This window comes from Methyloglobulus sp. (assembly GCF_040079455.1).
Lineage (GTDB): Bacteria > Pseudomonadota > Gammaproteobacteria > Methylococcales > Methylomonadaceae > Methyloglobulus.
This window is the reverse complement of record NZ_JBEBKJ010000011.1, coordinates 23,032-45,163: the sequence shown is the minus strand read 5'-3', so window position 1 is coordinate 45,163 and position 22,132 is coordinate 23,032. Positions and strand designations below refer to the sequence as shown.

Genomic DNA, 22,132 nt, shown 5'->3' with positions numbered 1-22,132 from the left:
AGTTGATAATATTTGTTAGGTTTTTTGTGCGCACTCTAAATTTTTCCGTCCAAGCCCATTTGGTAATATTTATGGGTAATTTTATCCTGATTTTCCAGTAACCAATCGATATCTGGCTGGTTGTTCATCGCTTTGTGGATAGCGGTTGCCATGGCTTTGCGGTGAATATCGAATAGGATTTTATGATCCAACGCATCATCAGTCGCTACGCTCGGATTGAGCCACACCGAGACGATAATGCCTAAATCGTTGGCCTTTCCTTTGGGAATGTCGCCCACGCGTACCGCATCCAATACACCATTGGCAATAGCGGCCTGTACAGTTCCCATTAAAATATTAGTGTAACGGCTATGGTTTACGGTGACTTTGCTTACCATCAAAGTCACCGGCCTAACCTGAATGTCGGTGTTTAAAATAGCAAATACACGGGTATGGCCCTTGACTTGACCAGCGGTCATACTGGCTATCGCTGTGCCGACAGGCCCGTCAAGTTCGCCGATAATGACTTCCGGTTCGGCGGCTGTGCCGGGTGGCCCACCAGCAATTAATGCTTCTCCGGTACGCATAATGATTCTTTCGCTCATGGTGTTTTCCCCCTTTAAGGTGTGGTTGAAATCGAATGTGTAATAGAAGCTTCTAAAAATTCAAAAACCGCCTTCTCCCTGAGGGAGGGCTGGTTCTTAGAGGCTCCCTTATGTGGGTTCAATCGGTCTTTGGTAATGATAGCCAATTCTTTTGTAGCCTTCATTTTCCCAAAATTGCTGTCCCTTTTCATTCGTCACATAGCAATTTAGTTCGCTTGCTATACAGCCTTGTGACTTTGCATAGTCATACACCCAAGCCATCAGTTGTTTACCCAGTCCTTTAGATCGATGTTCTTCAAGGATTAGCATGTTGTCAGGTTCTATATGTTTGCCGACATAATATTTCGTTATGATCCATAAGCCGCAAATTCCAATTAACTTATTATCGGAATAGACTCCTGCACATTGGTAGCCTTGATCTACCATCTCATTAAGCCGATCATGCAATATGGCTTCAGAAATAGACGAGTTGAGGGTTTGCAATAATGGGATGATTGAGAATATTTGATCGCTGGCAATCAATTTGATTTCTATAGAAGCCACCATAATTTATCATCTTGTCAAACTTAGTTGTGAGTGTGTGTACGACCGCCATAGATGGCGGAAGTGCGGCAGCAGGCGGGGAATCAGTGTCGCCCCAATTCGATATGTTGGGGAAAATTTGCATACCTTGGTGTCTATATAGTCATCTAACGGATTGATTATTTTTAGATTTATGGGGTCATCAAGGTGCGACAATTTGCCGCATTTACAATGCTCAATTTAGTTGTTAGTCTATATTCAACCCGTAATTCTGGTTTGCCGTCGAGCAAATCAGCCACCGTGGATACACTGATGCGGTTACGGGCTTCAAATAGGCATTGCTTTCTAAGTTAACGCTTTGCCCGCCTAAAAATTAATCTCAACATGGAGATATTCCTATGAAACGAAGTAACCTTCTAACCCTGCCCACAACGAGTAGTTTTAAACCAATTTTTCAGCTTAATTGGCTACCGACTAATTTGCCAAGTCTAATCGCTTTAGCGATTATTTTAACGGCAGGTGTCTTAGCTATTGAAAAACTCCAAGCGACTAAAACACCGGAAATTAAATCCGTTGCATGGTACATGGCTAACCAAAAAGAAGCCCTCGCAAAAAATAAAGAGTGCTACGACAATCCGCAATTAAAAACAACGGAAAATTGTGTCTATTCATTACAGGCATTGGAAATTACCCATAAAGGGCCAAACACATAGGTGGGAACAATAACACAAAGTTGGGGTGAGCGTGCAAGCCCCAACAACTTCGATGTGCTGTCATCGTTACTTCAGCAACTTACGATTTTTTTGGGTTGGAGATGATTGCCACCTTACAACATACCTGCTTCCAACAGTTCCAAATACACAAATTCAGGTGTTTTAACGCCAGCTTGTTTCCTTATTTCAACCAACTTGGGCGATTCGAAGAATGTTTTGGCTTTAACAATGGATGTCCATTTGGAAAAGTGGACGATTTTATTGGCGTTATTGTCGTATTTTAAGACCTGATAGCTCAATTCACCTGCATGTTTTCTAATAGCCGCCGCATCGTCAAATATTTTTTTCCAGGCTTCATAGTCTTCGACTTCATGAATTATGAGTACGTGTTCCATAAAAAATATAATGGCAACTATAAGATATAGCGGCTTAAGTCTTCATCTTCGACAAACTCCGCCAGATGATTGTCTACATAAGCCGCATCTATCACAATTGACTTATCCATCAGATCTGGGGCGTTATAGGAAATATCTTCCAGCAAGCGTTCTAAAATCGTATGCAAGCGCCTTGCGCCGATGTTTTCGGTTTTTTCATTCACCTGCCAGCCCATTTCGGCGATGCGTTTAATGCCGTCGGTGGAAAAGCTCAGGTTAACGCCTTCCGTTGCCATCAAAGCGACATATTGTTCGGTTAGTGAAGCATTGGGTTCGGTCAGGATGCGGACAAAGTCATCTGCCGATAAGGCACTAAGCTCGACGCGAATCGGGAAACGCCCTTGCAATTCCGGGATCAAATCGGAAGGTTTGGTCAGATGGAACGCACCAGAAGCGATAAACAAGATGTGGTCGGTCTTGATAACGCCATATTTGGTGCTGACGATGCTGCCTTCCACGATGGGTAATAAGTCGCGTTGTACGCCTTCACGCGACACTTCGCCTCCACTGCCGTGGTCTGAGCGTTTACAGATTTTGTCGATTTCGTCCAAGAAGACGATGCCGTTTTGCTCGACGGCTTCAACGGCCTTTACCTTAATATCCTCATCGTTGACCAGTTTGGCGGCTTCTTCTTCCTGCAAGACTTTCATGGCTTTCGCTATCTTCATCTTGCGCGGTTTGGTGCGCCCGGATCCCATATTTTGAAACATGCCTTGCAATTGGCTGGTCATTTCTTCCATGCCAGGTGGGGCCATGATCTCAACACCCATTGGCATCATATTGACATCAACTTCAACTTCTTTGTCATCCAAGTCGCCTTCACGCAATTTTTTGCGCATCTTTTGGCGGGTGGACTGAGCTGTATCCGACATCATGCCGCCATCCGCTTCGGGCAGCAAAATATCAAGGATCCTGTCTTCAGCAGCATCAAATGCGCGGACTTGGACTTTTTCCATTTCTGACATCCGCATCATCTTGACTGCGGTATCGGCAAGATCGCGGATTATCGACTCGACATCGCGGCCCACGTAACCAACTTCGGTAAACTTGGTGGCTTCTATCTTGATGAACGGTGCGTTTGCCAAACGCGCCAAACGGCGGGCTATTTCAGTTTTACCCACGCCCGTAGGGCCAATCAACAAGATATTTTTCGGAGTGATTTCGTCACGCATGATTGGGTCAACATGCTGCCTGCGCCAACGGTTTCTGAGGGCAATCGCCACAGACCGCTTGGCATCAGCCTGACCGACAATGTGCTTATCCAGTTCACTAACTATTTCTTTCGGGGTCATTTGGTTCATGCGTTTACTCGTTGGGTTCCGTGTCTAATTCTTCAATCCGCAGATTATGGTTAGTGTAAATGCAGATGTCGGCGGCTATCCTTAATGATCGTTCGACAATTTCGCGTGCGCTAAGGTCGGTGTTTTCCAGCAGTGCCCGTGCAGCAGCTTGAGCAAACGAGCCACCTGAGCCTATCGCCATCAAGTCAAATTCCGGCTCGATTACATCGCCTGTGCCGGATATGATAAGTGAGGTTTTGGCATCGGCAATAGTAAGCAGGGCTTCCAGCTTACGTAATGCGCGGTCTGTGCGCCAATCCTTAGCCATTTCTACGGCGGCACGGGTCAAATTGCCGCGATGCTTTTCCAGCTTACCTTCAAAGTGTTCAAATAGGGTGAAGGCATCGGCGGTTGCACCAGCAAATCCGGCGATGACCTTGTCGTGGTAAAGACGACGGACCTTACGGGCATTGCCTTTCATCACGGTATTGCCCATGGTGACTTGCCCGTCACCGCCGATGACGACCTTATCGCCACGGCGCACTGAGAGTATGGTGGTTCCTCTAAACACTTTCGTATCCTAAATTTCCGAATTAGCACCCAATTTTACCTTGTCTGCGGTCATGATGTAGGAAAAAATCATTGTGTTAGGAGTTTAGGATTTTTTGTTTATTCACTGTAATTGTTTATTGGAACGAATGAGCACGGCTAAAGTCTGCTTTTCATAAGATTAGTGGAAGGTTTATTTCGAACTGATGCCTTTTAGAAAGCTCAGAACAGCTTGATGCCGATCATGGCTTGACTATTTGATCAAGTCGCTGCTTACGACCAACGGAATGAACCTGTGACTTTACGTCCTTGGCTGTTGCGTAAGTTCGGGAGTCTTATGGAGTGGCTATGCAGTAATTTTCCTCCCATGGCCAAAGCTCCCTATCTCTTAGCCAAATAACCTAAAAGTTGTCCGAAAAAGTGGGATTATTGTCATTGTATCTGCAAATAAAAAGCGCAGAATAACTGCTAAGTTCACCCATTGGAGCTTGTTATGAATCACGTCAAGCCTACATACATTCAGCAACATCGGCATATTGCGATGTTAACGTATCCAGACTGCATGTTGATAGATGTATGCGGCCCGATGGATGTGTTTAATTTTGCCAATCATGCATTACGAATTCTAGGTCGGATTTCTCCGTCCGAAATAGCTTATACATTGACGATTGTTGCTGAACATAGCGGGCCAGTTAAAACGTCGTCAGGGATTTGTATTATTGCCGATAAAGGCTACGAAGATTTGGATGAGGACATCGATACGTTGCTAGTAACTGGATCGGCATCTATTGATTCAGCCGTGCAAGATACCAAAATGCGAGCGTGGTTATTGCACATGATGCCCAAAGTAAGAAGGATGGGTTCTATTTGTTCAGGTGCTTTGGTACTTGCTGAAAGCGGTCTGCTGAATGGCCGCAAAGCGACTACCCATTGGTTGTATTGCGAAGAAATGGCGAAGAAGTATCAAAATATCCGGGTTGAACCCGATAAGATATTTGTCCGTGATGGCAATATGTATACATCCGGTGGCGTAACCGCTGGCATTGATTTGGTCTTGAGTTTGGTCGAAGAAGATTGGGGTTGGGAAATTGCAGCTGGAGTGGCTCGTGCGATGTTGATTTTTATGCGCCGCCCCGGTGGGCAATCACAGTTTAGCAGCTATGTATTTAATGAGGCAAAAACCCGTAAAGATTTTCGTGATTTACAGGCCTGGATAGTCAGTAACCCGCATAATGACTTAGGCGTTGAACAACTGGCTGAACGAATGGCGATGAGTCCACGTAATTTTTCCAGGTTGTTTTGTCAGGAGATAGGCGTAACCCCCGCAAAATTTGTCGAAGGGATTCGTATGGAAGCCGCCAGGAATATGATGTTACAGACTGATTTGCCCATGGAAAGTGTCGCGGCCAATTGCGGATTCAGTAATGCTGAACAGATGCGGCGGACATTTCAACGCTTGTTAAAAACCACGCCGCAGGAGCATCGGTCTTATTTTAAGATTGCAGGATGAGTTTATTGATTTAGAGGTGAGGTATCCAGCCAGGGAAAACTGTTGGACTTGTTGTAATGGATTTCAACTTAAGCGTTGTGGGCATGGATAGTGAATTAGTTCACACCCAAAGTGTGAACTAACTCATAGATACCGTTATTGAATGCCCTTACGATGTAACTTCCAGAAAGCTTTAAAAAAATGCTAATAAAAAAAGAGGGTGGTTACTATGAAAATTTTACTGTTGTCATCAGCCTATAACGGGCTAACACAGCGGGTTCACGTTGAGTTGTTACAGCGTGGGCATGCGGTGTCTATTGAAATTGCCATTAATGAACAAACCATGCTGGAAGGTGTACAGTTGTTTAACCCCGACATTATTTTCTGCCCATTCCTGCGCCATCGGATACCCGAAAGTATTTGGCGGCATTATGTGTGTGTTGTTGTGCATCCAGGTATTAAAGGTGATCGTGGTGCATCCTCCCTTGACTGGGCAATACAAAACAAAGAAACGCAATGGGGCGTAACGGCATTGCAGGCTGTGGAAGAAATGGATGCAGGCGATGTTTGGGCAACGGCAACTTTTAAAATGCGGCCTGGTAGCAAAAGCAGTATCTACACAATTGAAGTCACTGAAGCTGCTGTTAAAGTGGTTTTGCAAGCACTTGAGCATTTTCAGGATGCCAGTTTTAAACCGAAACCTTTGGATTATGGCAAACCGGACGTGCTAGGACAGCTAAGGCCAACAATGAAGCAAAAAGATCGCCGCATTGATTGGCGGGTCGATTCCACCGCCATTATCCTTGATAAGATATATGCTGCTGATGGTAGTCCTGGGGTTGCTGACACCATTCTTGGCAATGAGTATTATCTGTATGGCCCTACCAAGGAAGATAATCTTGTCGGTGTGCCAGGAGAGTTGATTGCCACTTGCTTAGGTGCCGTATGTCGAGCCACGGTTGATGGTGCTATCTGGTTATCGCATCTTAAGCGCAAAGCCAATAATGGCGATAAACCTTACTTTAAATTACCAGCCGCAAGTGTTCTGGGTGAACGGATAAAGGATTTGCCGGAAATTCCGATGAGTATGTACCACAGCACAGCTAATACTTTCAAGGAAATCTGGTATGAAGAAAAAAATGCGGTTGGCTATTTGCATTTTGATTTTCATAATGGTGCGATGAGCACCGACCAATGCTTGCGCTTACGCGATGCGGTCATCGAAGTACGCAATCGCCCAACCCGTGTGCTGGTGCTGGTTGGGGCGAGGACTACTTGGTCAAACGGTGTTCATCTCAATATTATTGAAGCGGCGCACAATCCCGCTGAGGAATCTTGGCATAATATTAATGCGATTGATGACCTTATCTTGACTGTTCTCAATACCACCACCAAAATAACGGTTGCCGCAGTTCACGGTAATGCGGGGGCTGGCGGCGTACCGTTTGCGTTGGCGTGTGATAAGGTCTGTGTACGGTCGGGTGTGGTATTTAATCCACATTACAAAAGCATGGGATTGTATGGCTCTGAATATTGGACTTACACCCTGCCTAAACGCGTCGGTTATGATAAAGCTTTGGAAATTACCGAAGCTTGCTTGCCGATAGGGATGCAAGAAGCCAAAAAAATTGGCTTAGTTGATTTTGTTATTCCTGAGATGTTTGCGGCGTTTGATAGCAAAATAGAATTGATGGTGGAAACCCTCGCACAGAGCAATAATTACGCAAGAATACTAGAGAGCAAGGTGCTAAGGCGCAGCCATGACGAGTTTGTTAAACCGCTAAAGGTGTATCGCCAGGAAGAATTAAGGCACATGCGGGAAGATTTCTACAAGCCCAATATGCCTTACCATCCGGCACGCAAGCAATTTGTGTACAAAATTCCTGCAACGGAAACACCTGAACGGTTGGCGCACCATCGCCGTTCGAATCGTAGCGATAATGGTGTCTTGCCACTAATTAAAAGCATCATTTAACGCTAAGGAAAATTCAGGCAAAAAAAACTCCCAGACTTAAAAAGTGCTGGGAGTGACAGAACAAACACATCAGGAGGATTCAATGTTTGGAGGAACTGAGGTACGTTTTAGTTAAAAACGCAGGTTGAACGGATAGTCCACATGACGACAAAAGAATAACTACGCTTGAATTAAAAGTACGATAGAGCGCGAGAAACGCCGGACTTTTGAATATAAAGGTAAAATCGTTTAATTTCAGTGATTGCTTAGGAGGTAAAAACAAAAAATAAACAACTTGGAGCGTATTATATAGAAGGCTTTATTGGTTAACAATATAGCTGGTTATTAACTAATAGTTTCTTATTTTGAAACAATTCTATTTGTCCAGCTAACTTTGCACTGAAGTCAAATCATCAGGCTAAGTGTTTGTTGTCCATAAAACAGTTTAATTGCTATACTCGCATGATGTAATCTGCGATTCAACTCACATACGAAATGTAGATTTTGGCGACAATACCAACCTGTGCGGGAAAATATGACGGCTAAACATTCCAGACCCACATCACCCCATCTACAAGTCTATAAATTGCCGCTTACCGGCATTATCTCCATTTCACACCGTATTACCGGTGTTCTGTTGTCGGCAGGATTGCTCCTGGTTGTCATGCTTTTTTATGCGCTTTCACAAGGTGAGGGTACTTATGCTGCCATGCAAAGTACGGTTAACTTCTGGTTGGTAAAGTTAATCTATTGGGGCTTTATTTACGCGCTATTCTTTCATTTATGCCACGGTGTTCGGCATTTATTTTGGGATGTTGGCGATGGCTTTGAGCCTGACAAACTGAATAAGTATGCCAAAATTGAGTTGGCAGCAGCATTCACCCTCACACTGGCCACATGGATTTTCATTTAGCCCATGATTAATAAACTAGCGATATTTGGGAACGGTGCTACGAAATCGGCAACTTGGCACTGGTTGATGCAACGAATCACGGCGGTTATCCTGATTCCTTTGTCTTTCCAACTGATTGTTTTCCTTAACCTATGCATGACTGCGCCTTTTCAGCAGACTGTTGCGTGGTTAAAATCACCTTTAAATACGATCTGTATAGAAGTTTGGCTGCTTGCCGTTTTCTATCATTCGGCGATTGGCTTGCAGGTTGTCATTGAGGACTATGTTGCCAACCAAGAACTTCAAGTTAAGCTAATCAAAGTAATCAATTTGAGTTTTCTATTTTTGGCAGTGGCGGCATTATTTTTTATCTTTCGCATTATGTAACCCACAAAACTTATCAGGACGAGGCATGGCTGGAGATTATAAGATTACCGAACACGAATATGATGTCATCGTGGTTGGTGCGGGCGGTGCGGGGCTACGAGCGACACTTGGTATGGCTGAAAAAGGGTTGCGTACAGCCTGCATAAGCAAAGTCTTTCCCACCCGTAGCCATACAGTTGCCGCACAAGGTGGCATCAGCGCTGCGCTTGGCAATATGGGCGAAGACGACTGGCGTTTTCACATGTACGATACGGTTAAAGGTTCGGACTGGTTAGGTGATCAGGACGCTATCGAATACATGTGCAAGGAAGCCATTCCGGCAATTATCGAACTCGAACATTATGGCGTGCCGTTTTCCAGGACGGAAGATGGCAAGATTTATCAGCGCGCTTTTGGCGGGATGACAACCCATTATGGTCAAGGCCAAGCCCAGCGCACTTGTGCAGCCGCAGATAAGACCGGTCATGCCATACTGCATACCCTGTACCAGCAATCATTGAAACACAACGCGCTATTTTTTATCGAGTACATCGTTTTGGACTTGATTATGGAAAATGGCGAATGCCGTGGCGTGTTGGCATGGTGCCTGGATGATGGTTCGATACACTTATTTAAAGCCCACATGACCGTTTTGGCGACGGGCGGTTATGGGCGCACTTACTTTTCTTGCACATCCGCGCATACGGTTACTGGGGATGGCAACGGAATGGTATTACGTGCAGGTTTACCCTTGCAGGATATGGAATTTATTCAATTTCACCCAACTGGGATTTATGGCTCAGGTTGTTTAATCACCGAAGGCGCAAGGGGAGAAGGTGGATACCTGACTAACTCCGAAGGCGAAAAATTTATGGCGCGTTATGCGCCTCACGCGAAAGATCTGGCTTCACGCGATGTCGTCAGCCGTGCCATTCAGATTGAAATTAACGAAGGTCGTGGCATCGGCGAACACAAAGATTATGTGCACTTACACATAGAGCACCTCGATCCCGCAGTAATCCACGAGCGTTTGCCTGGCATTGCCGAAACATCAAAGATTTTTGCTGGCGTTGATGTTACTAAAGAACCCATTCCGGTGCTGCCGACAGTGCATTACAACATGGGCGGTATTCCAACTAATTATAAAGCAGAAGTCGTAACGCTCACCGATGGCAACCCTGATAAAGTTGTGCCTGGACTCATGTCCATAGGTGAGGCCGCGTGTGTCTCCGTACATGGTGCAAACCGTCTGGGCTCCAATTCGCTGTTAGACCTTATTGTATTTGGCCGTTCTGCTGCGATACGTTGCGCGGAACTTATCAAACCCGATACAAAACACAAGCCTTTGCCCAAAGATGCTTGCGATAAGGCATTGGCTCGTTTTGATAAATTTCGTCATGCCAATGGTAATCATTCAACAGCAGAAATTCGACTGAATATGCAAAAAACCATGCAAAGCAAAGCAGCTGTGTTTCGAACTCAAAAGACTATGGACGAAGGCATATCAGCCATGAAAGATGTCGTTCAATCATTGAACGATGTTAAGGTTATGGACAAGTCGTTGATTTGGAACACTGATCTAGTCGAAACCCTGGAGCTTGACAATTTGTTGGGTCAAGCAATGGTGTCTATCTCTGCCGCCGGCAATCGCCAGGAAAGCAGGGGCGGACATGCGCGGGAAGACTACCCCAAACGCGATGATGTCAACTGGATGAAACACACCTTGACGTGGTTAGATAAAGATAAGGTCACATTCGGTTACCGCCCCGTGCATTTATATACGTTAACCGACGAAGTGGAAGTGGTCATGCCCAAAGAGAGGGTCTACTAATGGCTGAATTTACCTTACCTAAAAACTCCGTATTGACTAAAGGTAAAATGTTTAAAGCGCCAGAAGGCACTGTTAATATACGTCGTGTTGAAGTTTACCGCTGGGATCCAGACGCGGGCGAAAATCCGCGCATCGACATCTACGAACTGGATGCTGACCTGTGCGGAACCAAGGTGCTGGATGCTATTATCTATATCAAAAACGAAATCGACAGCAGTTTGACGTTCCGGCGTTCCTGCCGTGAAGGTGTGTGCGGTTCGTGTGCCATGAATGTGAATGGTAAGAATACCCTGGCTTGTACTAAGGCGATCACCGATTATCCCGACACGATCAAGATTTATCCGCTGCCGCATTTGGATGTAGTCAAAGATTTAGTGCCTGACATGACTCATTTCTACGCCCAATATGCGGAAATAAAACCGTGGTTGACTACCAAGACTGCGCCGCCTACAACAGAGCGCTTACAAAAAAAAGAAGATCGCGACAAGTTGGACGGCTTATATGACTGTGTACTATGCGCTTGTTGCTCCACCAGTTGCCCAAGCTATTGGTGGAATTCTGATAAGTATTTAGGGCCTGCCGTGTTATTGCAAGCCTATCGCTGGTTGGCTGATAGCCGTGACGAAGCCACTGATGAACGGCTAACCCAGCTAGACGATGCCTTTAAGCTTTACCGTTGCCATACCATTATGAATTGCACCGATACCTGTCCCAAGGGATTAAACCCAGCCAAAGCCATCGCAGAAACCAAAAAACTTTTGGTGAATCGAAAAGCATAAGCTGCAATTATTGATATGGGCGACCTAGCTAGATTACGATGGCAATGCCGACGGGGAACAAAAGAGCTGGACTTAATATTGCTTAATTATCTCGAAACACGTTATCCAATCACCAACAAGGAAGAAAAGGCCCGTTTTGAGGAAATGCTCAAATTGGATGATTCCGAGTTATTGCAACGAAGTTATGAGTTGTTTACATTTAACTAAAGTCAGTATATGCCTATACTGATTGCAGTTTTTATCATTCTAATTGTGTTAATCGCTGTTTTTTGGTCACGGCAGTTAGCTTTTGAAAGAGCTGAATATATTCGCACTTTCATGTTTCCATCCGGCCTGTTTGATAAGTTAGCGGCTTTACGACCAGAACTTGAAGCCAAAGACCGCCAGCTAGTAGCTCGTGCATTGCGGCAGTTTTTTATGGCATATTTAACAAGCGGTCGAAAATTTGTATCTATGCCATCGCAAGTGGTTGACGACTTGTGGCATGAGTTCATCCTCTATACTCAGCAATACGAGCGGTTTTGCCAGAAGGCTTTTGGCCGGTTTCTACATCACACTCCAGCCGTTGTGCTGGGTGCAAATCGCAGTAACAACGCAGGGATAAGGCGAGTTTGGTGGCACAGTTGCTTGGACGAGAATATCAACCCTAAAAAGGCAACGCGATTGCCCTTGTTGTTTGCCATCGATGCAAAGCTAAAAATTCCTAACGGTTTTCATTATATCCTCGATTGCAAAGGAATGGGTAAGCGGGAAGATTCGACAGGATCAGCTATTTATTGCGGTGGCGATATTTCTAGTACCGACTTTGATGGTGGCACAGATGGTTTTGATGATTCATCAACCAGCGATTCCGGTGATACTGGCGGATGTGGCGGTGGTGATTAATAACACTAACGTTGGAAAATTATTCAGCCCAGTTTTTTGCCCTGTTAACGGCCTTCTGCCAATAGTGCCTAAGTGAATTAACCTGGTCAGTTGGTAGATTAGGCATAAAGGTTTGGTTGATGCGCCATGACTGAGTTCTTCAGCTTCCAAAAACCGACGGCAATTTGCCTAGCCTCTATTTAAGTTACAACCATATTAACGCACGATATAATCCATCTAGTTTTGGAATAATGTCAAATCGTAGGAATTATTTCAAATTGTCCGTCACATGCGGCTCTATCAAATGGTACAACATTTGGTGCATTTTCGGGCTACCAGCAATAACATTGCCCGATGTTAGATAATTGTCATTAAAAGAAAAGTCGGTGACCACGCCGCCAGCTTCCTTAATTAATAGAATACCCGCCGCCATATCCCATTCCATGATGCCGATTTCCCAGAAGCCATCTAAACGTCCGGCGGCAACGTAAGCTAAATCCAGTGCTGCCGCTCCGGCGCGGCGAATGCCGGCGGCTTCCGTGGTTATGGCGCGGAACATTCCGATGTAAGCATCCAAATGGAGGTCAGTCTTAAACGGAAAGCCTGTGCCAACTAAGGCCCCCTTCATGCTAGTTTGGTTGGTCACCCGCAACCGGCGGCTATTTAACATCGCACCGCCACCACGTTTAGCGGTAAATAGCTCGTCGCGCAAGGGGTCGTAAATAACGGCAACTTCCAATCTGCCTCTATATTTTAAGGCAATGGAAACCGCATATTGTGGAAAGCCATGCAGGAAATTGGTGGTGCCATCCAGCGGGTCAATTACCCAAACAAAATCGTTGCCTTGGTGTAATCCGCTTTCTTCGGCGAGAATGGCGTGGTCAGGGTAAGCCGTTCGGATGATATTGATGATTTCCCGTTCTGCTGCGCGGTCTACCTCGCTGGCATAGTCATTCTTGCCTTTTTGGTCGATATTGAGCTGGCCGATGTTGTCGGAGGAACGGAGTATAAGGTCGCCAGCGCTACGGGCAGCACGTATGGCGATATTGAGCATGGGTTGCATAAGTTGATTGTATAATGAGCGGTTAGAAACCTGATTAGGATAACAAATCTTTTGATAAACTTACCGCTTTTTTAAACAATGGAAGCGTTTCTATCTAATATCAAGATTGTATTGGTCGAAACCTCGCACCCCGGCAATATCGGCGCTGTTGCCAGGGCGATGAAGAACATGGCGATGGACAACCTGTGCTTGGTCAATCCCAAAATTTTTCCGAGTGCCGATGCGACTTCAAGGGCTTCAGGTGCGGATGATATTTTGGCTGCTGCCAAGATTTACGAAACTTTGCCCGAAGCGATTGCCGATTGCCAGTTGGTGTTAGGAGCTAGCGCCCGTTGCCGCACCATTAGCTGGCCAGAGCTTACTCCGCGTGAATGTGCCGAAAAAGTCGTAATCCATGAACCCGACAATAAAGTGGCTATCGTATTTGGGCGGGAAAATTCTGGGCTAAAAAACCATGAATTGGATTTGTGCCACTACTTGTTGAGAATCCCCTGTAACAGCGAATACAGTTCCTTGAATATCGCTGCCGCCGTGCAAGTCGTCTGTTATGAATTGTTTGTGGCAGTTGGGTTACAGGAAAAAAGCCAAATCGGTGATAAAGGCGACGTGCCATTAGCAACGACTGAACAAATGGAATCTTTTTATGGTCATCTTCATCAGGCTTTAGTTGATATTGACTTTATGCAGCCCGACCAATCAAATTCAATCATGCGGCGATTGCGCCGAATTTACAACCGGGTACACCTGGATACCAAGGAGCTGGATATTCTCAGGGGTATTTTGAGGATGTCGCAAGGCAATAAAGCTAAAATCAAGCGGAGCCAATAATGTTAGAAAGGATAAAAGAAGATATTGCCTGTGTTTTCGGGCGCGATCCCGCAGCTCAATCGGTGCTGGAAGTGGTCACAGCTTACCCAGGCTTTCATGCCGTGCAAATACACCGGATCAGCCATGTATGTTGGAACGCGGGTTTTAAATTATTGGCGCGGATAATTTCCCATATCAGCCGTTGGTTGACAGGTATTGAAATCCATCCCGGCGCACAAATCGGACGGCGTTTTTTTATCGACCACGGCATGGGCGTGGTGATCGGAGAAACCGCCGTGATTGGTGACGATTGCACTTTATATCATGGCGTAACCTTGGGCGGAACAACCTGGAACAAAGGTAAACGCCACCCTACCCTACATGATGGCGTGGTGATTGGCGCAGGCGCTAAAGTTTTGGGGCCAATTGAAATCGGGGCAGGAGCGCGTATTGGTTCAAATTCAGTGATCCTTAAAGCCGTACCGGCGGGAGCAACGGTCGTTGGCATTCCAGGTCACGTCATTGATATGCAAGCCAAAGCAGACAAACCACAGTATGGCTGGCTGGACAGCAATCCTGAATTGGCAAAAGAACCCGAAGCGCAAATGAAAAAAACCGAACGCGACAAAATCGCCACCAAAATGGGTTTTGATGCCTATGGTGCAACATCCGACATGCCCGATCCGGTTGCCTACGCCATCAACCACATGCTCGACCATATTAATTCGCTTGATGAACAAATAGCAGCCATGCAAAAAGCCATCAATGAAGCAGGGATTAACTGCGCGAAAACCCCCATGTGTTCGTTGGACGATTGTCAGATTGCGGATGGTTCGGTGAAGCGGGAAAAGGTTGGGTAGATGGGGTTATGCTAGCTCCCAAGCCAGAGCCTGGAAACTAGCAAGATTTTTTGTTATGTGAACTAACCCACAAAATTAGCGCTGACAAAGAGACATGTTAAGCTACACTTCAGCAGATTATGGTTACGGGCGTTAGTGAGAGCGTACTCAACTATGTTAAACCCTAATGATAGATGCATATCCACTTGTTGATCCGCAATACTCTAAATACATGACCATAAAATTAAGGTTGAAATGAACCCATCGACAATCGTTAACCAAATGCTGATTCAAGTAGTAGCTGCCTATTGGTGGGTATTTCCTTTATTTATTCTGCTTGCATTTTTGAAGTCGCCTTTTATGAAAGGCGCATTGGGTGAGTTTCAGGTTAATTTAGCGGCCAAGTTTTTCCTTGATAAGCATCTCTATACGCTATTTAAGAATGTGACGCTTCGAACTGAAGACGGTACAACTCAAATCGATCACGTTATTGTTTCCAGGTTCGGTGTTTTCGTGATCGAAACCAAAAACATGAAGGGCTGGATATTCGGCAGTGTGCAACAAAAAACCTGGACTCAAAAAATATATCGGCATACAACTAAATTCCAGAATCCTTTACACCAAAATTATAAGCACACAAAAACATTGCAGGATGCTTTAGTTATTGATTCCGAAAAAGTATTTTCGGTCGTTGTCTTTGTCGGCGATAGCACATTTAAAACTGCTATGCCGGATAATGTTGTTTATACCGGTGGCTATATCCGATTTATCAAAAGTAAAGTGCAAATAGTCTTGAGTGAAAGCGAAGTTCAGGAAATATGCAGCAATATTCAATCTGGTCGCTTAAAACCCTCTATCAGAACTCACCTTGATCATGTTCAGCATGTCAAAACCATTGTCGAAAAGAAATCAAACTTTCATGATAACTCGTGTCCTAAATGCGGCATGCCAATGGTTTTAAGAACAGCATGAAATGGGAATAGCCAAGGCAAGCAGTTTTTTGGCTGTTCAGCTTATCCGAAATGCAGAACGGTCAAGCAATTAGCATGAATTGCTTTGCTTGTTCCCAAGCTCCAGCTTGGGGGCGAGCAAGTGACTCACGAGCATATTTCCATGTTAGATAAGGTAATAACCCCCAACAACCTAAAAAAATTAGCCGGAACAATGGCATTCCAGCGAGGTGAGGAATATTTTGCTTCTGGATTTGTGGAACGGCTGCTTACTGCCAGGCAAAAAGTCAGTGCCAGGGTGGCGGGGACGGAAACTTATCGGGTGAAATTGTGGGCTGATGAGAATGATGGTGATCTTAGCTATGACTGCACCTGTCCACGCGCCGCCGATGGTTATTTTTGCAAGCATTGCGTGGCGGTGGGATTTGCCTGGTTAGCTGAGCAGCGAGTTGAAAGCGTGGCTGGTCAATCACAAGCCAAGAAAAAACGCCACGACCCTTGGCAGGACATCCGTGATTATTTGGCGACACAAAAGCCGGAGGTGCTAATCAACATGGTGCTTGAAGCGGCGCAGCGCGATGACCGCTTATATCAATCGTTGGCATTGAAAGCAGAACGCGACGGGGCAGGCAGTAATGTACAGCAAATCTTCCGTAAAGCGATCAACAAGGCGACCCGTATCCACGGCTTTGTTGACTGGCGCGAGGCGGGCGATTTTGCAGGTGATCTCGAACAGCTTGTAGAATCATTGGAGGAGTTGTTAACGCCAGATAGTGCCGGAATACTGGTTGAATTACTTGAATACGCTATCGAGCGCGTGGAAGATGCCATGCAGAATATCGATGATTCCAATGGGGAAGTCGGCAGTATTGCGGATGCCCTCAGTGATATGCACCTTAAGGCGTGTGAACTGGCACAGCCAGTACCTTGTGTTTTGGCTGAACGGCTGTTTCGTATGGAAATGACTTTGCCCATCGGCATTTGTAGTTTCAGTGCTACGACATACAGTCATGTTTTGGGTGAGCAAGGTCTTCGGCGTTATCGTGAGTTAGCCGATATCGAATGGCAAAAGGTTAGGCCTAAACAATCTGGCGATAATTTCGAGGATCATCGTTGGCGTATTACGCGCATTATGGAATCCTTGGCAAGAGCTAGCGGTGATGTGGAGGAACTGGTCGCCATTAAAGCGCAGGATTTGACCTCAGCTTATGATTATTTCAATATTGCGGAGATATGGACTAAAGCAGGGCAGGACGATAAGGCGTTGGAGTGGGCTGAGCAGGGTTTGAAGGCTTTCCCTAAAATGACAGATAGCCGGTTGCGGGATTTTCTCGTGGCGGCTTATCTGAAACGTAAACGCAACGAAGAAGCTTTACAATTGACCTGGGTGCAGTTTGAAGAACGAACGACGCTGGAGCATTATCAAAAGCTGCATAAGGTCGCTAAGCAGTTAGGAGCATGGCCTGAGCAGCGTAAACGTGCGCTGGCCTGGGTTGCTGAGGTGATTGCGCGAAAAGCGGCTGCGACAGATCGCTGGAATCCAGAACCGTCTACTCCCAATTGCTCTTTGCGAGCTGAGATTGCCCTGTGGGAGAACGATCTTGATGCGGCTTGGGCGGCAGTCAATGCTGGTGTGTGCGCCCATGATTTGCTGGTAACACTGGCTGGCAAGCTGGAAACCAAACGCGGGAATGATGCCATAACCCTTTATAAACGGGTGATTCCTCTTTTAGTTGAACAAACCAATAACACCGCTTATGCCGATGCGGCGAAGTTGATCCGCAAAGTTGGTGTAATAATGGATGCGCAAGAACGTCATCGGGATTTTGGATATTACGTGGCCGAGTTGCGTATGCGCTTCAAGGCGAAAAGGAATTTCATCAAGCTCTTAGATGGGTCTATGTAAAAAATTCAGATGGGTTCTCAATTGAGAAAAATTGTTAGGATTACAAAAAGTCTAAAAACCGACGCTATTTACACAAATTTTTGGTTTCTTCATTTTTCAAAACACCGAGTGTAGTGCTCTTTAAACTTAACCAGTAAACAGAGTAGATTAAGTGGGTTGTTGAATAAACCTAATTAGCACGCCATTGCCTAAAAAAGGCATCCACTGCCGTTTTGTGAGTCATCATCAAGTACTAAAATAAATAGAACTGTTACACTACCGATTCTTAATTTCAGTTTACAAAATAAATCATGGCCATTCAATGGTATCCAGGCCACATGCACAAAGCCGGTCGAGAGATCAAAGAAACTCTCGTTCAGGTTGATGTGGCGATTGAAATCCTGGATGCGCGGATTCCGTTCAGCAGTGAAAATCCGATGCTTGCGAGGTTGCGAGGCGACAAGCCTTGCATCAAAGTGTTAAATAAAAGCGACCTTGCCGATCCCGACATCACGCAACGCTGGCAGACCTACCTGGAACAGCAGAAAGGTGTAAAAACCTTGGCATTGTCCATGGATCAAACCGACAAAATCAAACAGTTAACTGATCTTTGCCACAAACTTGCCCCACCGGATAAAAGCGAAGGTAAACTGATAAATGCCCTAATTATGGGTATTCCAAATGTTGGTAAATCTACATTAATCAATGTGTTGGCAGGCAGAACCATCGCAAAGACTGGAGATGAGCCAGCCGTCACCAAAAGACAACAGCGCATTGCTATCGGGAATAGCGTGGTTTTGCTAGATACACCGGGTATGCTCTGGCCGAATGTTGAAAATAAGAACAGCGGTTACCGCCTAGCCGCCACGGGCGCTATCAAAGATACCGCGATTAGTCACGACGATATTGCTGTTTTTGTGCTAGATTATTTATTAGATAATTATCTAGACGCTCTACAAACCCGTTTCCTGCTTGATACATTGCCTACTACCGCGCAGGAATTGATAGCTGTAATCGGAAGGCAGCGGGGATGCCTGCGCGCAGGTGGGCTGATTGATGTGGATAGGGTCGCTAAAATACTCCTGAACGAATTACGTTCAGGTACGCTTGGTCGTATCAGTTTGGAGACGCCCGACCTGATGCAGACGGAATTGGTCGAACTGGCGATTATCCAACAATTAAAAGCCGAGAAAAATCAGATGCGTAAGGCCAAACGGGGGTTGTCTAATACTCCTAAGCCGTAATTCCGAGGCAGGAATGCTGCGGCAACATGAGCGATGATCAACTACTCGTTCAATCTTGCTGTTGTTCACAAAATGCCTATAATCAACTAATGGGAACCTCTAATAATCCCCTCTCCCTCTAGGAGAGGGCTAGGGTGAGGGATATAATTGCTTGATTTTATTACCCTCATTCCGGCCTTCTCCCAGAGGGAGAAGGAGTTTTTTGAATTTTTAGAGATTCCCTAATTATATTATTTGGAACTTTGCTATGGCAGAAGCAGCAGAAAGACGGCAGTCCCCTCGGTTTAATCCGCGTGATTTAAAAGCAAGCATTATGCTTGAGCCACCACAGGCGCCAGCAAGCTTAGAAGGTGAGGTTGTCGATATTAGCTATACAGGTATCAAAATAAAGCTTAATAAGCCAATGCCTGCAGATATGGAAGGCAAGGTCAAGATACAACTTTTTTTACCGGAATCAGGCATCCCGTTTTCAATCAGTGGAATCCTCAAGCACCAATTTAATTCAAGAGAATTAGGTCTTCATTACGTGGATACTCCAGGTGTAGCAGCTCTAGATAGCTTTATGTTTGAGTGCATTAAGTTGGCAAAGCCCTATTATATCGACGTCCATGAGACTTGAATCAATGCAAGCTTGTAGATGCTTGTTACAGTACCTATGTAGGCGATCAAGATAAGGGGATCTCTAAAAATTCAAAAAACTCCTTCTCCCTCTGGGAGAAGGTTGGGATGAGGGCTTTAAAAACAAGCATTTACAACCCTCACCCTAGCCCTCTCCCAGAGGGAGAGGGGATTTTTAGAGATCCCCATAAGTTCCTCAGTTTTTTGGGGTTAGGTCTTTAGCAGCGGAAGTGCGTTTTGCGATAAGTTGTTCTTATTGTTGTATCAGAGTATGCTTAATCCATTGTATTTGGCAGTCAAACTTCACGGATTAGTATTCCAAACACTGGCATAGTGCTGTCATTCACTTGAATTTTCAAAACCACTCACTTATGTTGGAGCAAATACCATGAGCAAAGAACAAAAAAGCAATAAAGAAGACAAGAAAAAACCTGCTATGAGTCCGAAAGAAAAGAAAGCTGCGAAGAAAACTAAGAAAGACTCTAAAGGGTAAGTAAGGGTATCTCTATTAATCGGCGGATTCAACCGCTACGAGGCGGGAAGCCGAGTAGTCCCCAGAAGCGATAGGGCTGGGCGTTTTTACGGAGCGTTTTTTGCGGAGTGAAAATGCAAAGCATTCCGACATCGAGCCCGGCAGTACAGTCATTTCGGACGGATGGCCTTGTTTTTCAGCCTTAACAGATGCTGGGTGCAGCCATGTCAGCATTGTCACAGGGTGGGGTGTAGCCAAAGATGGTTTTGCTTGGATCAATGCCATGATAGGCAATGTGATTGTTCGATCACGAACACTTACCATACGATCAACCCCAGACATTTGCCGCGTTACCTGGCCGAATTCCGCTATCGGCATAATCGACCATTCCAACTGAAAGACATGCTCTCGCTTTGCTTAATGTTGCAATGAGAACACCACCTATGCCAGGGGTCGTCTTTAATGAAATTAGATGAGGCTTATGGGTATCAGGTAATCTTTTGAGCAATCTTAAATTCCGTCTATTCCAATTATCGACCAGTTACTGAAGTCATTTGATCCCTCTAGATCGTCGCCGTTTTCGTAGGTAATTCTACATGCATATTTTTTGGTGGCTGTGTTAGAACCGCTGGTTATGTTAATCTCAGCATTCACCACATATTGATAGTTTCCAAGGCTCCATGCTTTGAGAGGTTTTTCTGAAAATGTCACCGACGAATCTGAGCCAAGTTCAGACTTAATATAGGTATTGCAATGCGTGAAAGCAAGGTCACTCATTGTGTTTGAGATTGGGAATTGACTTCCTTGATCATTGCTGTCAACAAGAAATGCGTCAGATTTGACGACATCATTGACTAGTGGAAGTATGACCTTCTGGGTGATCAAAATTAAAATTCCGATGCCAGCGATCAAAAATAGCAGAGAATATTTTTTCATGGTGATAGCTATCTAGATTCAAAGGTTAATGAGATAAGGTCAGCAGGCAGTGTATCAGAAATCTAAGTTTATCAAAGTTTTTAGCGAAGGCAGTTATCCATGCAAGTTTAAAGTTCTGAAATTGGTATGATTGAGCCTAATTTAGACTTGACACGTTTATTCGAACTGGTAGACTTAGAACTCACTGGATGGATCTAGTGGCATCACTAGATTTTTATTAGGGGTGAGCAGATGGATGGTGACAATTGACTCCCAGTTCTTTAATTAGGATCTGGGGATTTGATAATTTTTAGGAGGTAGAAATGGCAGCTACAACTGAATCAGTAAAAGCTGATGCTGCGGAAGCACCGTTGTTGAACAAAAGAAATTTGTTTCTCGGTGTTGCGTTGTATTGCGTGTTTTATGCGTGGGTTCGTTGGTACGAAGGTGTTTATGGCTGGTCAGCCGGTATGGACTCATTCGCACCTGAATTCGAAACATATTGGATGAACTTTCTTTACATCGAGTTCGTTTTAGAAGTAAGTACTGCAGGTATTCTGTGGGGTTATCTCTGGAAATCTCGTGACCGTAAGGTTATGTCAATCACACCAAGAGAAGAGTTGAGAAGACACTTCACACATTGGACATGGTTGGTGTGCTACGGTACAGCGATCTATTTCGGTGCTAGCTACTTCACAGAGCAAGATGGCACATGGCATCAAACAATCGTTCGCGATACTGACTTTACACCAAGTCATGTTATCGAGTTCTATTTGAGCTACCCGATTTATATCATTACGGGTGGTGCTGCTTTCTTGTACGCAAAGACTAGATTGCCGACTTACCAACAAGGTAACTCAATCATGTATATGGTTGCCACCGTTGGTCCATTCATGATTTTGCCAAATGTTGGCTTAAATGAATGGGGTCATACATTCTGGTTTATGGAAGAATTGTTTGTTGCTCCTTTACACTACGGCTTCGTATTCTTCGGATGGTCAGCTTTGGGTGTGTTAGGTGTATTGAACATCGAAATCGCAGCACTTGCTAAGTTGCTGAAAAAAGACTTGGCGTAATAAGCT

Annotated in this window: 23 protein-coding genes and 1 pseudogene; 17 read left to right on the top strand and 7 right to left on the bottom strand. The window is 45.1% G+C overall.

What is annotated here, in order from left to right:
• Positions 1-35: 35 nt before the first annotated feature.
• Together fae and ABL924_RS04435 are read right to left on the bottom strand one after the other, a co-directional pair.
• Positions 36-584, bottom strand: a complete 549-nt coding sequence (gene fae, locus ABL924_RS04440) for a formaldehyde-activating enzyme (RefSeq protein WP_349025858.1) — start codon at positions 582-584, stop codon at positions 36-38.
• Positions 585-692: 108 nt separating this feature from the next.
• The gene (locus ABL924_RS04435; RefSeq protein WP_349025857.1) at positions 693-1,130 is read right to left on the bottom strand and encodes a GNAT family N-acetyltransferase; all 438 of its coding nucleotides are present in this window, start codon (positions 1,128-1,130) and stop codon (positions 693-695) included.
• 374 nt (positions 1,131-1,504) lie between these two features.
• Here ABL924_RS04435 and ABL924_RS04430 point away from each other — a divergent pair, with 374 nt between their 5' ends.
• Positions 1,505-1,819 (top strand): hypothetical protein, encoded by a 315-nt coding sequence (locus ABL924_RS04430; protein ID WP_349025856.1) that lies wholly within the window; start codon positions 1,505-1,507, stop codon positions 1,817-1,819.
• Between the two features lie 113 nt (positions 1,820-1,932).
• Here ABL924_RS04430 and ABL924_RS04425 read toward each other — a convergent pair whose 3' ends face one another.
• From ABL924_RS04425 to hslV, 3 genes are read right to left on the bottom strand one after another with little or no spacing between them, the layout of a single operon-like run.
• Positions 1,933-2,214, bottom strand: a complete 282-nt coding sequence (locus tag ABL924_RS04425; protein WP_349025855.1) for an antibiotic biosynthesis monooxygenase — start codon at positions 2,212-2,214, stop codon at positions 1,933-1,935.
• Between the two features lie 17 nt (positions 2,215-2,231).
• A complete protein-coding gene (gene hslU, locus ABL924_RS04420; RefSeq protein ID WP_349025854.1) occupies positions 2,232-3,554 on the bottom strand; it encodes an ATP-dependent protease ATPase subunit HslU in 1,323 nt (440 codons plus the stop codon).
• A gap of 4 nt (positions 3,555-3,558) precedes the next feature.
• Positions 3,559-4,104, bottom strand: a complete 546-nt coding sequence (gene hslV / locus ABL924_RS04415) for an ATP-dependent protease subunit HslV (protein WP_349025853.1) — start codon at positions 4,102-4,104, stop codon at positions 3,559-3,561.
• Positions 4,105-4,575: 471 nt separating this feature from the next.
• Here hslV and ABL924_RS04410 point away from each other — a divergent pair, with 471 nt between their 5' ends.
• The 8 genes from ABL924_RS04410 (at position 4,576) to ABL924_RS04375 (ending at position 12,278) form a co-directional block, all read left to right on the top strand.
• Complete coding sequence (locus ABL924_RS04410) at positions 4,576-5,592, top strand: GlxA family transcriptional regulator (RefSeq protein ID WP_349025852.1); 1,017 nt, start codon at positions 4,576-4,578, stop codon at positions 5,590-5,592.
• Between the two features lie 208 nt (positions 5,593-5,800).
• Positions 5,801-7,546, top strand: coding sequence for a hydrogenase maturation protein (locus tag ABL924_RS04405; protein ID WP_349025851.1), 1,746 nt, complete (start codon positions 5,801-5,803; stop codon positions 7,544-7,546).
• Between the two features lie 514 nt (positions 7,547-8,060).
• Complete coding sequence (gene sdhC, locus ABL924_RS04400; protein WP_349025850.1) at positions 8,061-8,438, top strand: succinate dehydrogenase, cytochrome b556 subunit; 378 nt, start codon at positions 8,061-8,063, stop codon at positions 8,436-8,438.
• Positions 8,439-8,441: 3 nt separating this feature from the next.
• The gene (sdhD, locus tag ABL924_RS04395) at positions 8,442-8,804 is read left to right on the top strand and encodes a succinate dehydrogenase, hydrophobic membrane anchor protein (protein WP_349025849.1); all 363 of its coding nucleotides are present in this window, start codon (positions 8,442-8,444) and stop codon (positions 8,802-8,804) included.
• A gap of 25 nt (positions 8,805-8,829) precedes the next feature.
• Positions 8,830-10,614 (top strand): succinate dehydrogenase flavoprotein subunit, encoded by a 1,785-nt coding sequence (gene sdhA, locus ABL924_RS04390; protein ID WP_349025848.1) that lies wholly within the window; start codon positions 8,830-8,832, stop codon positions 10,612-10,614.
• Positions 10,614-11,393 carry a succinate dehydrogenase iron-sulfur subunit gene (locus ABL924_RS04385; protein ID WP_349025847.1) on the top strand — a complete coding sequence of 260 codons (780 nt, stop codon included), beginning with the start codon at positions 10,614-10,616 and terminating at the stop codon, positions 11,391-11,393. The genes sdhA and ABL924_RS04385 overlap by 1 nt, the downstream gene beginning before the upstream one ends.
• A 15-nt stretch (positions 11,394-11,408) precedes the next feature.
• Positions 11,409-11,600: a succinate dehydrogenase assembly factor 2 gene (locus tag ABL924_RS04380; RefSeq protein WP_349025846.1), complete on the top strand. Its 192-nt coding sequence runs from the start codon at positions 11,409-11,411 to the stop codon at positions 11,598-11,600.
• Between the two features lie 9 nt (positions 11,601-11,609).
• On the top strand, positions 11,610-12,278 hold the full coding sequence (locus tag ABL924_RS04375) for a hypothetical protein (protein WP_349025845.1): 669 nt from the start codon (positions 11,610-11,612) through the stop codon (positions 12,276-12,278).
• A gap of 247 nt (positions 12,279-12,525) precedes the next feature.
• On the opposite strand, the gene ABL924_RS04370 is transcribed toward ABL924_RS04375, so the two are convergent.
• Positions 12,526-13,320 carry an inositol monophosphatase family protein gene (locus ABL924_RS04370; RefSeq protein ID WP_349025844.1) on the bottom strand — a complete coding sequence of 265 codons (795 nt, stop codon included), beginning with the start codon at positions 13,318-13,320 and terminating at the stop codon, positions 12,526-12,528.
• 78 nt (positions 13,321-13,398) lie between these two features.
• On the opposite strand from ABL924_RS04370, the gene ABL924_RS04365 reads away from it, so the two are divergent.
• From ABL924_RS04365 to ABL924_RS04335, 7 genes and pseudogenes are all read left to right on the top strand, one after another.
• Positions 13,399-14,148, top strand: coding sequence for an RNA methyltransferase (locus ABL924_RS04365; RefSeq protein WP_349025843.1), 750 nt, complete (start codon positions 13,399-13,401; stop codon positions 14,146-14,148).
• Positions 14,148-14,987, top strand: a complete 840-nt coding sequence (cysE, locus tag ABL924_RS04360; RefSeq protein ID WP_349025842.1) for a serine O-acetyltransferase — start codon at positions 14,148-14,150, stop codon at positions 14,985-14,987. Before ABL924_RS04365 ends, cysE begins: the two co-directional genes overlap by 1 nt.
• Before the next feature lie 234 nt (positions 14,988-15,221).
• Positions 15,222-15,938: a nuclease-related domain-containing protein gene (locus ABL924_RS04355; protein ID WP_349025841.1), complete on the top strand. Its 717-nt coding sequence runs from the start codon at positions 15,222-15,224 to the stop codon at positions 15,936-15,938.
• Between the two features lie 141 nt (positions 15,939-16,079).
• Complete coding sequence (locus tag ABL924_RS04350; protein ID WP_349025840.1) at positions 16,080-17,822, top strand: DUF6880 family protein; 1,743 nt, start codon at positions 16,080-16,082, stop codon at positions 17,820-17,822.
• Between the two features lie 290 nt (positions 17,823-18,112).
• Positions 18,113-19,045 (top strand): ribosome biogenesis GTPase YlqF, encoded by a 933-nt coding sequence (ylqF, locus tag ABL924_RS04345; RefSeq protein WP_349025839.1) that lies wholly within the window; start codon positions 18,113-18,115, stop codon positions 19,043-19,045.
• A 247-nt stretch (positions 19,046-19,292) separates the two neighbouring features.
• Entirely contained in the window at positions 19,293-19,664 is a 372-nt protein-coding gene (locus tag ABL924_RS04340) for a PilZ domain-containing protein (protein WP_349025838.1), read from the top strand.
• Between the two features lie 631 nt (positions 19,665-20,295).
• Positions 20,296-20,639 (top strand): annotated as a pseudogene (locus ABL924_RS04335) (transposase); the annotation flags it as partial.
• A gap of 6 nt (positions 20,640-20,645) precedes the next feature.
• On the opposite strand, the gene ABL924_RS04330 reads toward ABL924_RS04335, so the two are convergent.
• Entirely contained in the window at positions 20,646-21,071 is a 426-nt protein-coding gene (locus tag ABL924_RS04330; protein WP_349025837.1) for a hypothetical protein, read from the bottom strand.
• 302 nt (positions 21,072-21,373) lie between these two features.
• Here ABL924_RS04330 and amoC point away from each other — a divergent pair, with 302 nt between their 5' ends.
• Positions 21,374-22,126: a bacterial ammonia monooxygenase, subunit AmoC gene (amoC, locus tag ABL924_RS04325; protein ID WP_349025836.1), complete on the top strand. Its 753-nt coding sequence runs from the start codon at positions 21,374-21,376 to the stop codon at positions 22,124-22,126.
• The last annotated feature ends 6 nt before the right edge of the window (positions 22,127-22,132 follow it).

Bases quoted from the DNA above. Each gene is read 5' to 3' on its own strand.
- fae (WP_349025858.1), bottom strand. From the start codon at position 584: ATGAGCGAAAGAATCATTATGCGTACCGGAGAAGCATTAATTGCTGGT.
- ABL924_RS04435 (WP_349025857.1), bottom strand. From the start codon at position 1,130: ATGGTGGCTTCTATAGAAATCAAATTGATTGCCAGCGATCAAATATTC.
- ABL924_RS04430 (WP_349025856.1), top strand. From the start codon at position 1,505: ATGAAACGAAGTAACCTTCTAACCCTGCCCACAACGAGTAGTTTTAAA.
- ABL924_RS04425 (WP_349025855.1), bottom strand. From the start codon at position 2,214: ATGGAACACGTACTCATAATTCATGAAGTCGAAGACTATGAAGCCTGG.
- hslU (WP_349025854.1), bottom strand. From the start codon at position 3,554: ATGAACCAAATGACCCCGAAAGAAATAGTTAGTGAACTGGATAAGCAC.
- ABL924_RS04410 (WP_349025852.1), top strand. From the start codon at position 4,576: ATGAATCACGTCAAGCCTACATACATTCAGCAACATCGGCATATTGCG.
- ABL924_RS04405 (WP_349025851.1), top strand. From the start codon at position 5,801: ATGAAAATTTTACTGTTGTCATCAGCCTATAACGGGCTAACACAGCGG.
- sdhC (WP_349025850.1), top strand. From the start codon at position 8,061: ATGACGGCTAAACATTCCAGACCCACATCACCCCATCTACAAGTCTAT.
- sdhD (WP_349025849.1), top strand. From the start codon at position 8,442: ATGATTAATAAACTAGCGATATTTGGGAACGGTGCTACGAAATCGGCA.
- sdhA (WP_349025848.1), top strand. From the start codon at position 8,830: ATGGCTGGAGATTATAAGATTACCGAACACGAATATGATGTCATCGTG.
- ABL924_RS04385 (WP_349025847.1), top strand. From the start codon at position 10,614: ATGGCTGAATTTACCTTACCTAAAAACTCCGTATTGACTAAAGGTAAA.
- ABL924_RS04380 (WP_349025846.1), top strand. From the start codon at position 11,409: ATGGGCGACCTAGCTAGATTACGATGGCAATGCCGACGGGGAACAAAA.
- ABL924_RS04375 (WP_349025845.1), top strand. From the start codon at position 11,610: ATGCCTATACTGATTGCAGTTTTTATCATTCTAATTGTGTTAATCGCT.
- ABL924_RS04370 (WP_349025844.1), bottom strand. From the start codon at position 13,320: ATGCAACCCATGCTCAATATCGCCATACGTGCTGCCCGTAGCGCTGGC.
- ABL924_RS04365 (WP_349025843.1), top strand. From the start codon at position 13,399: ATGGAAGCGTTTCTATCTAATATCAAGATTGTATTGGTCGAAACCTCG.
- cysE (WP_349025842.1), top strand. From the start codon at position 14,148: ATGTTAGAAAGGATAAAAGAAGATATTGCCTGTGTTTTCGGGCGCGAT.
- ABL924_RS04355 (WP_349025841.1), top strand. From the start codon at position 15,222: ATGAACCCATCGACAATCGTTAACCAAATGCTGATTCAAGTAGTAGCT.
- ABL924_RS04350 (WP_349025840.1), top strand. From the start codon at position 16,080: ATGTTAGATAAGGTAATAACCCCCAACAACCTAAAAAAATTAGCCGGA.
- ylqF (WP_349025839.1), top strand. From the start codon at position 18,113: ATGGCCATTCAATGGTATCCAGGCCACATGCACAAAGCCGGTCGAGAG.
- ABL924_RS04340 (WP_349025838.1), top strand. From the start codon at position 19,293: ATGGCAGAAGCAGCAGAAAGACGGCAGTCCCCTCGGTTTAATCCGCGT.
- ABL924_RS04330 (WP_349025837.1), bottom strand. From the start codon at position 21,071: ATGAAAAAATATTCTCTGCTATTTTTGATCGCTGGCATCGGAATTTTA.
- amoC (WP_349025836.1), top strand. From the start codon at position 21,374: ATGGCAGCTACAACTGAATCAGTAAAAGCTGATGCTGCGGAAGCACCG.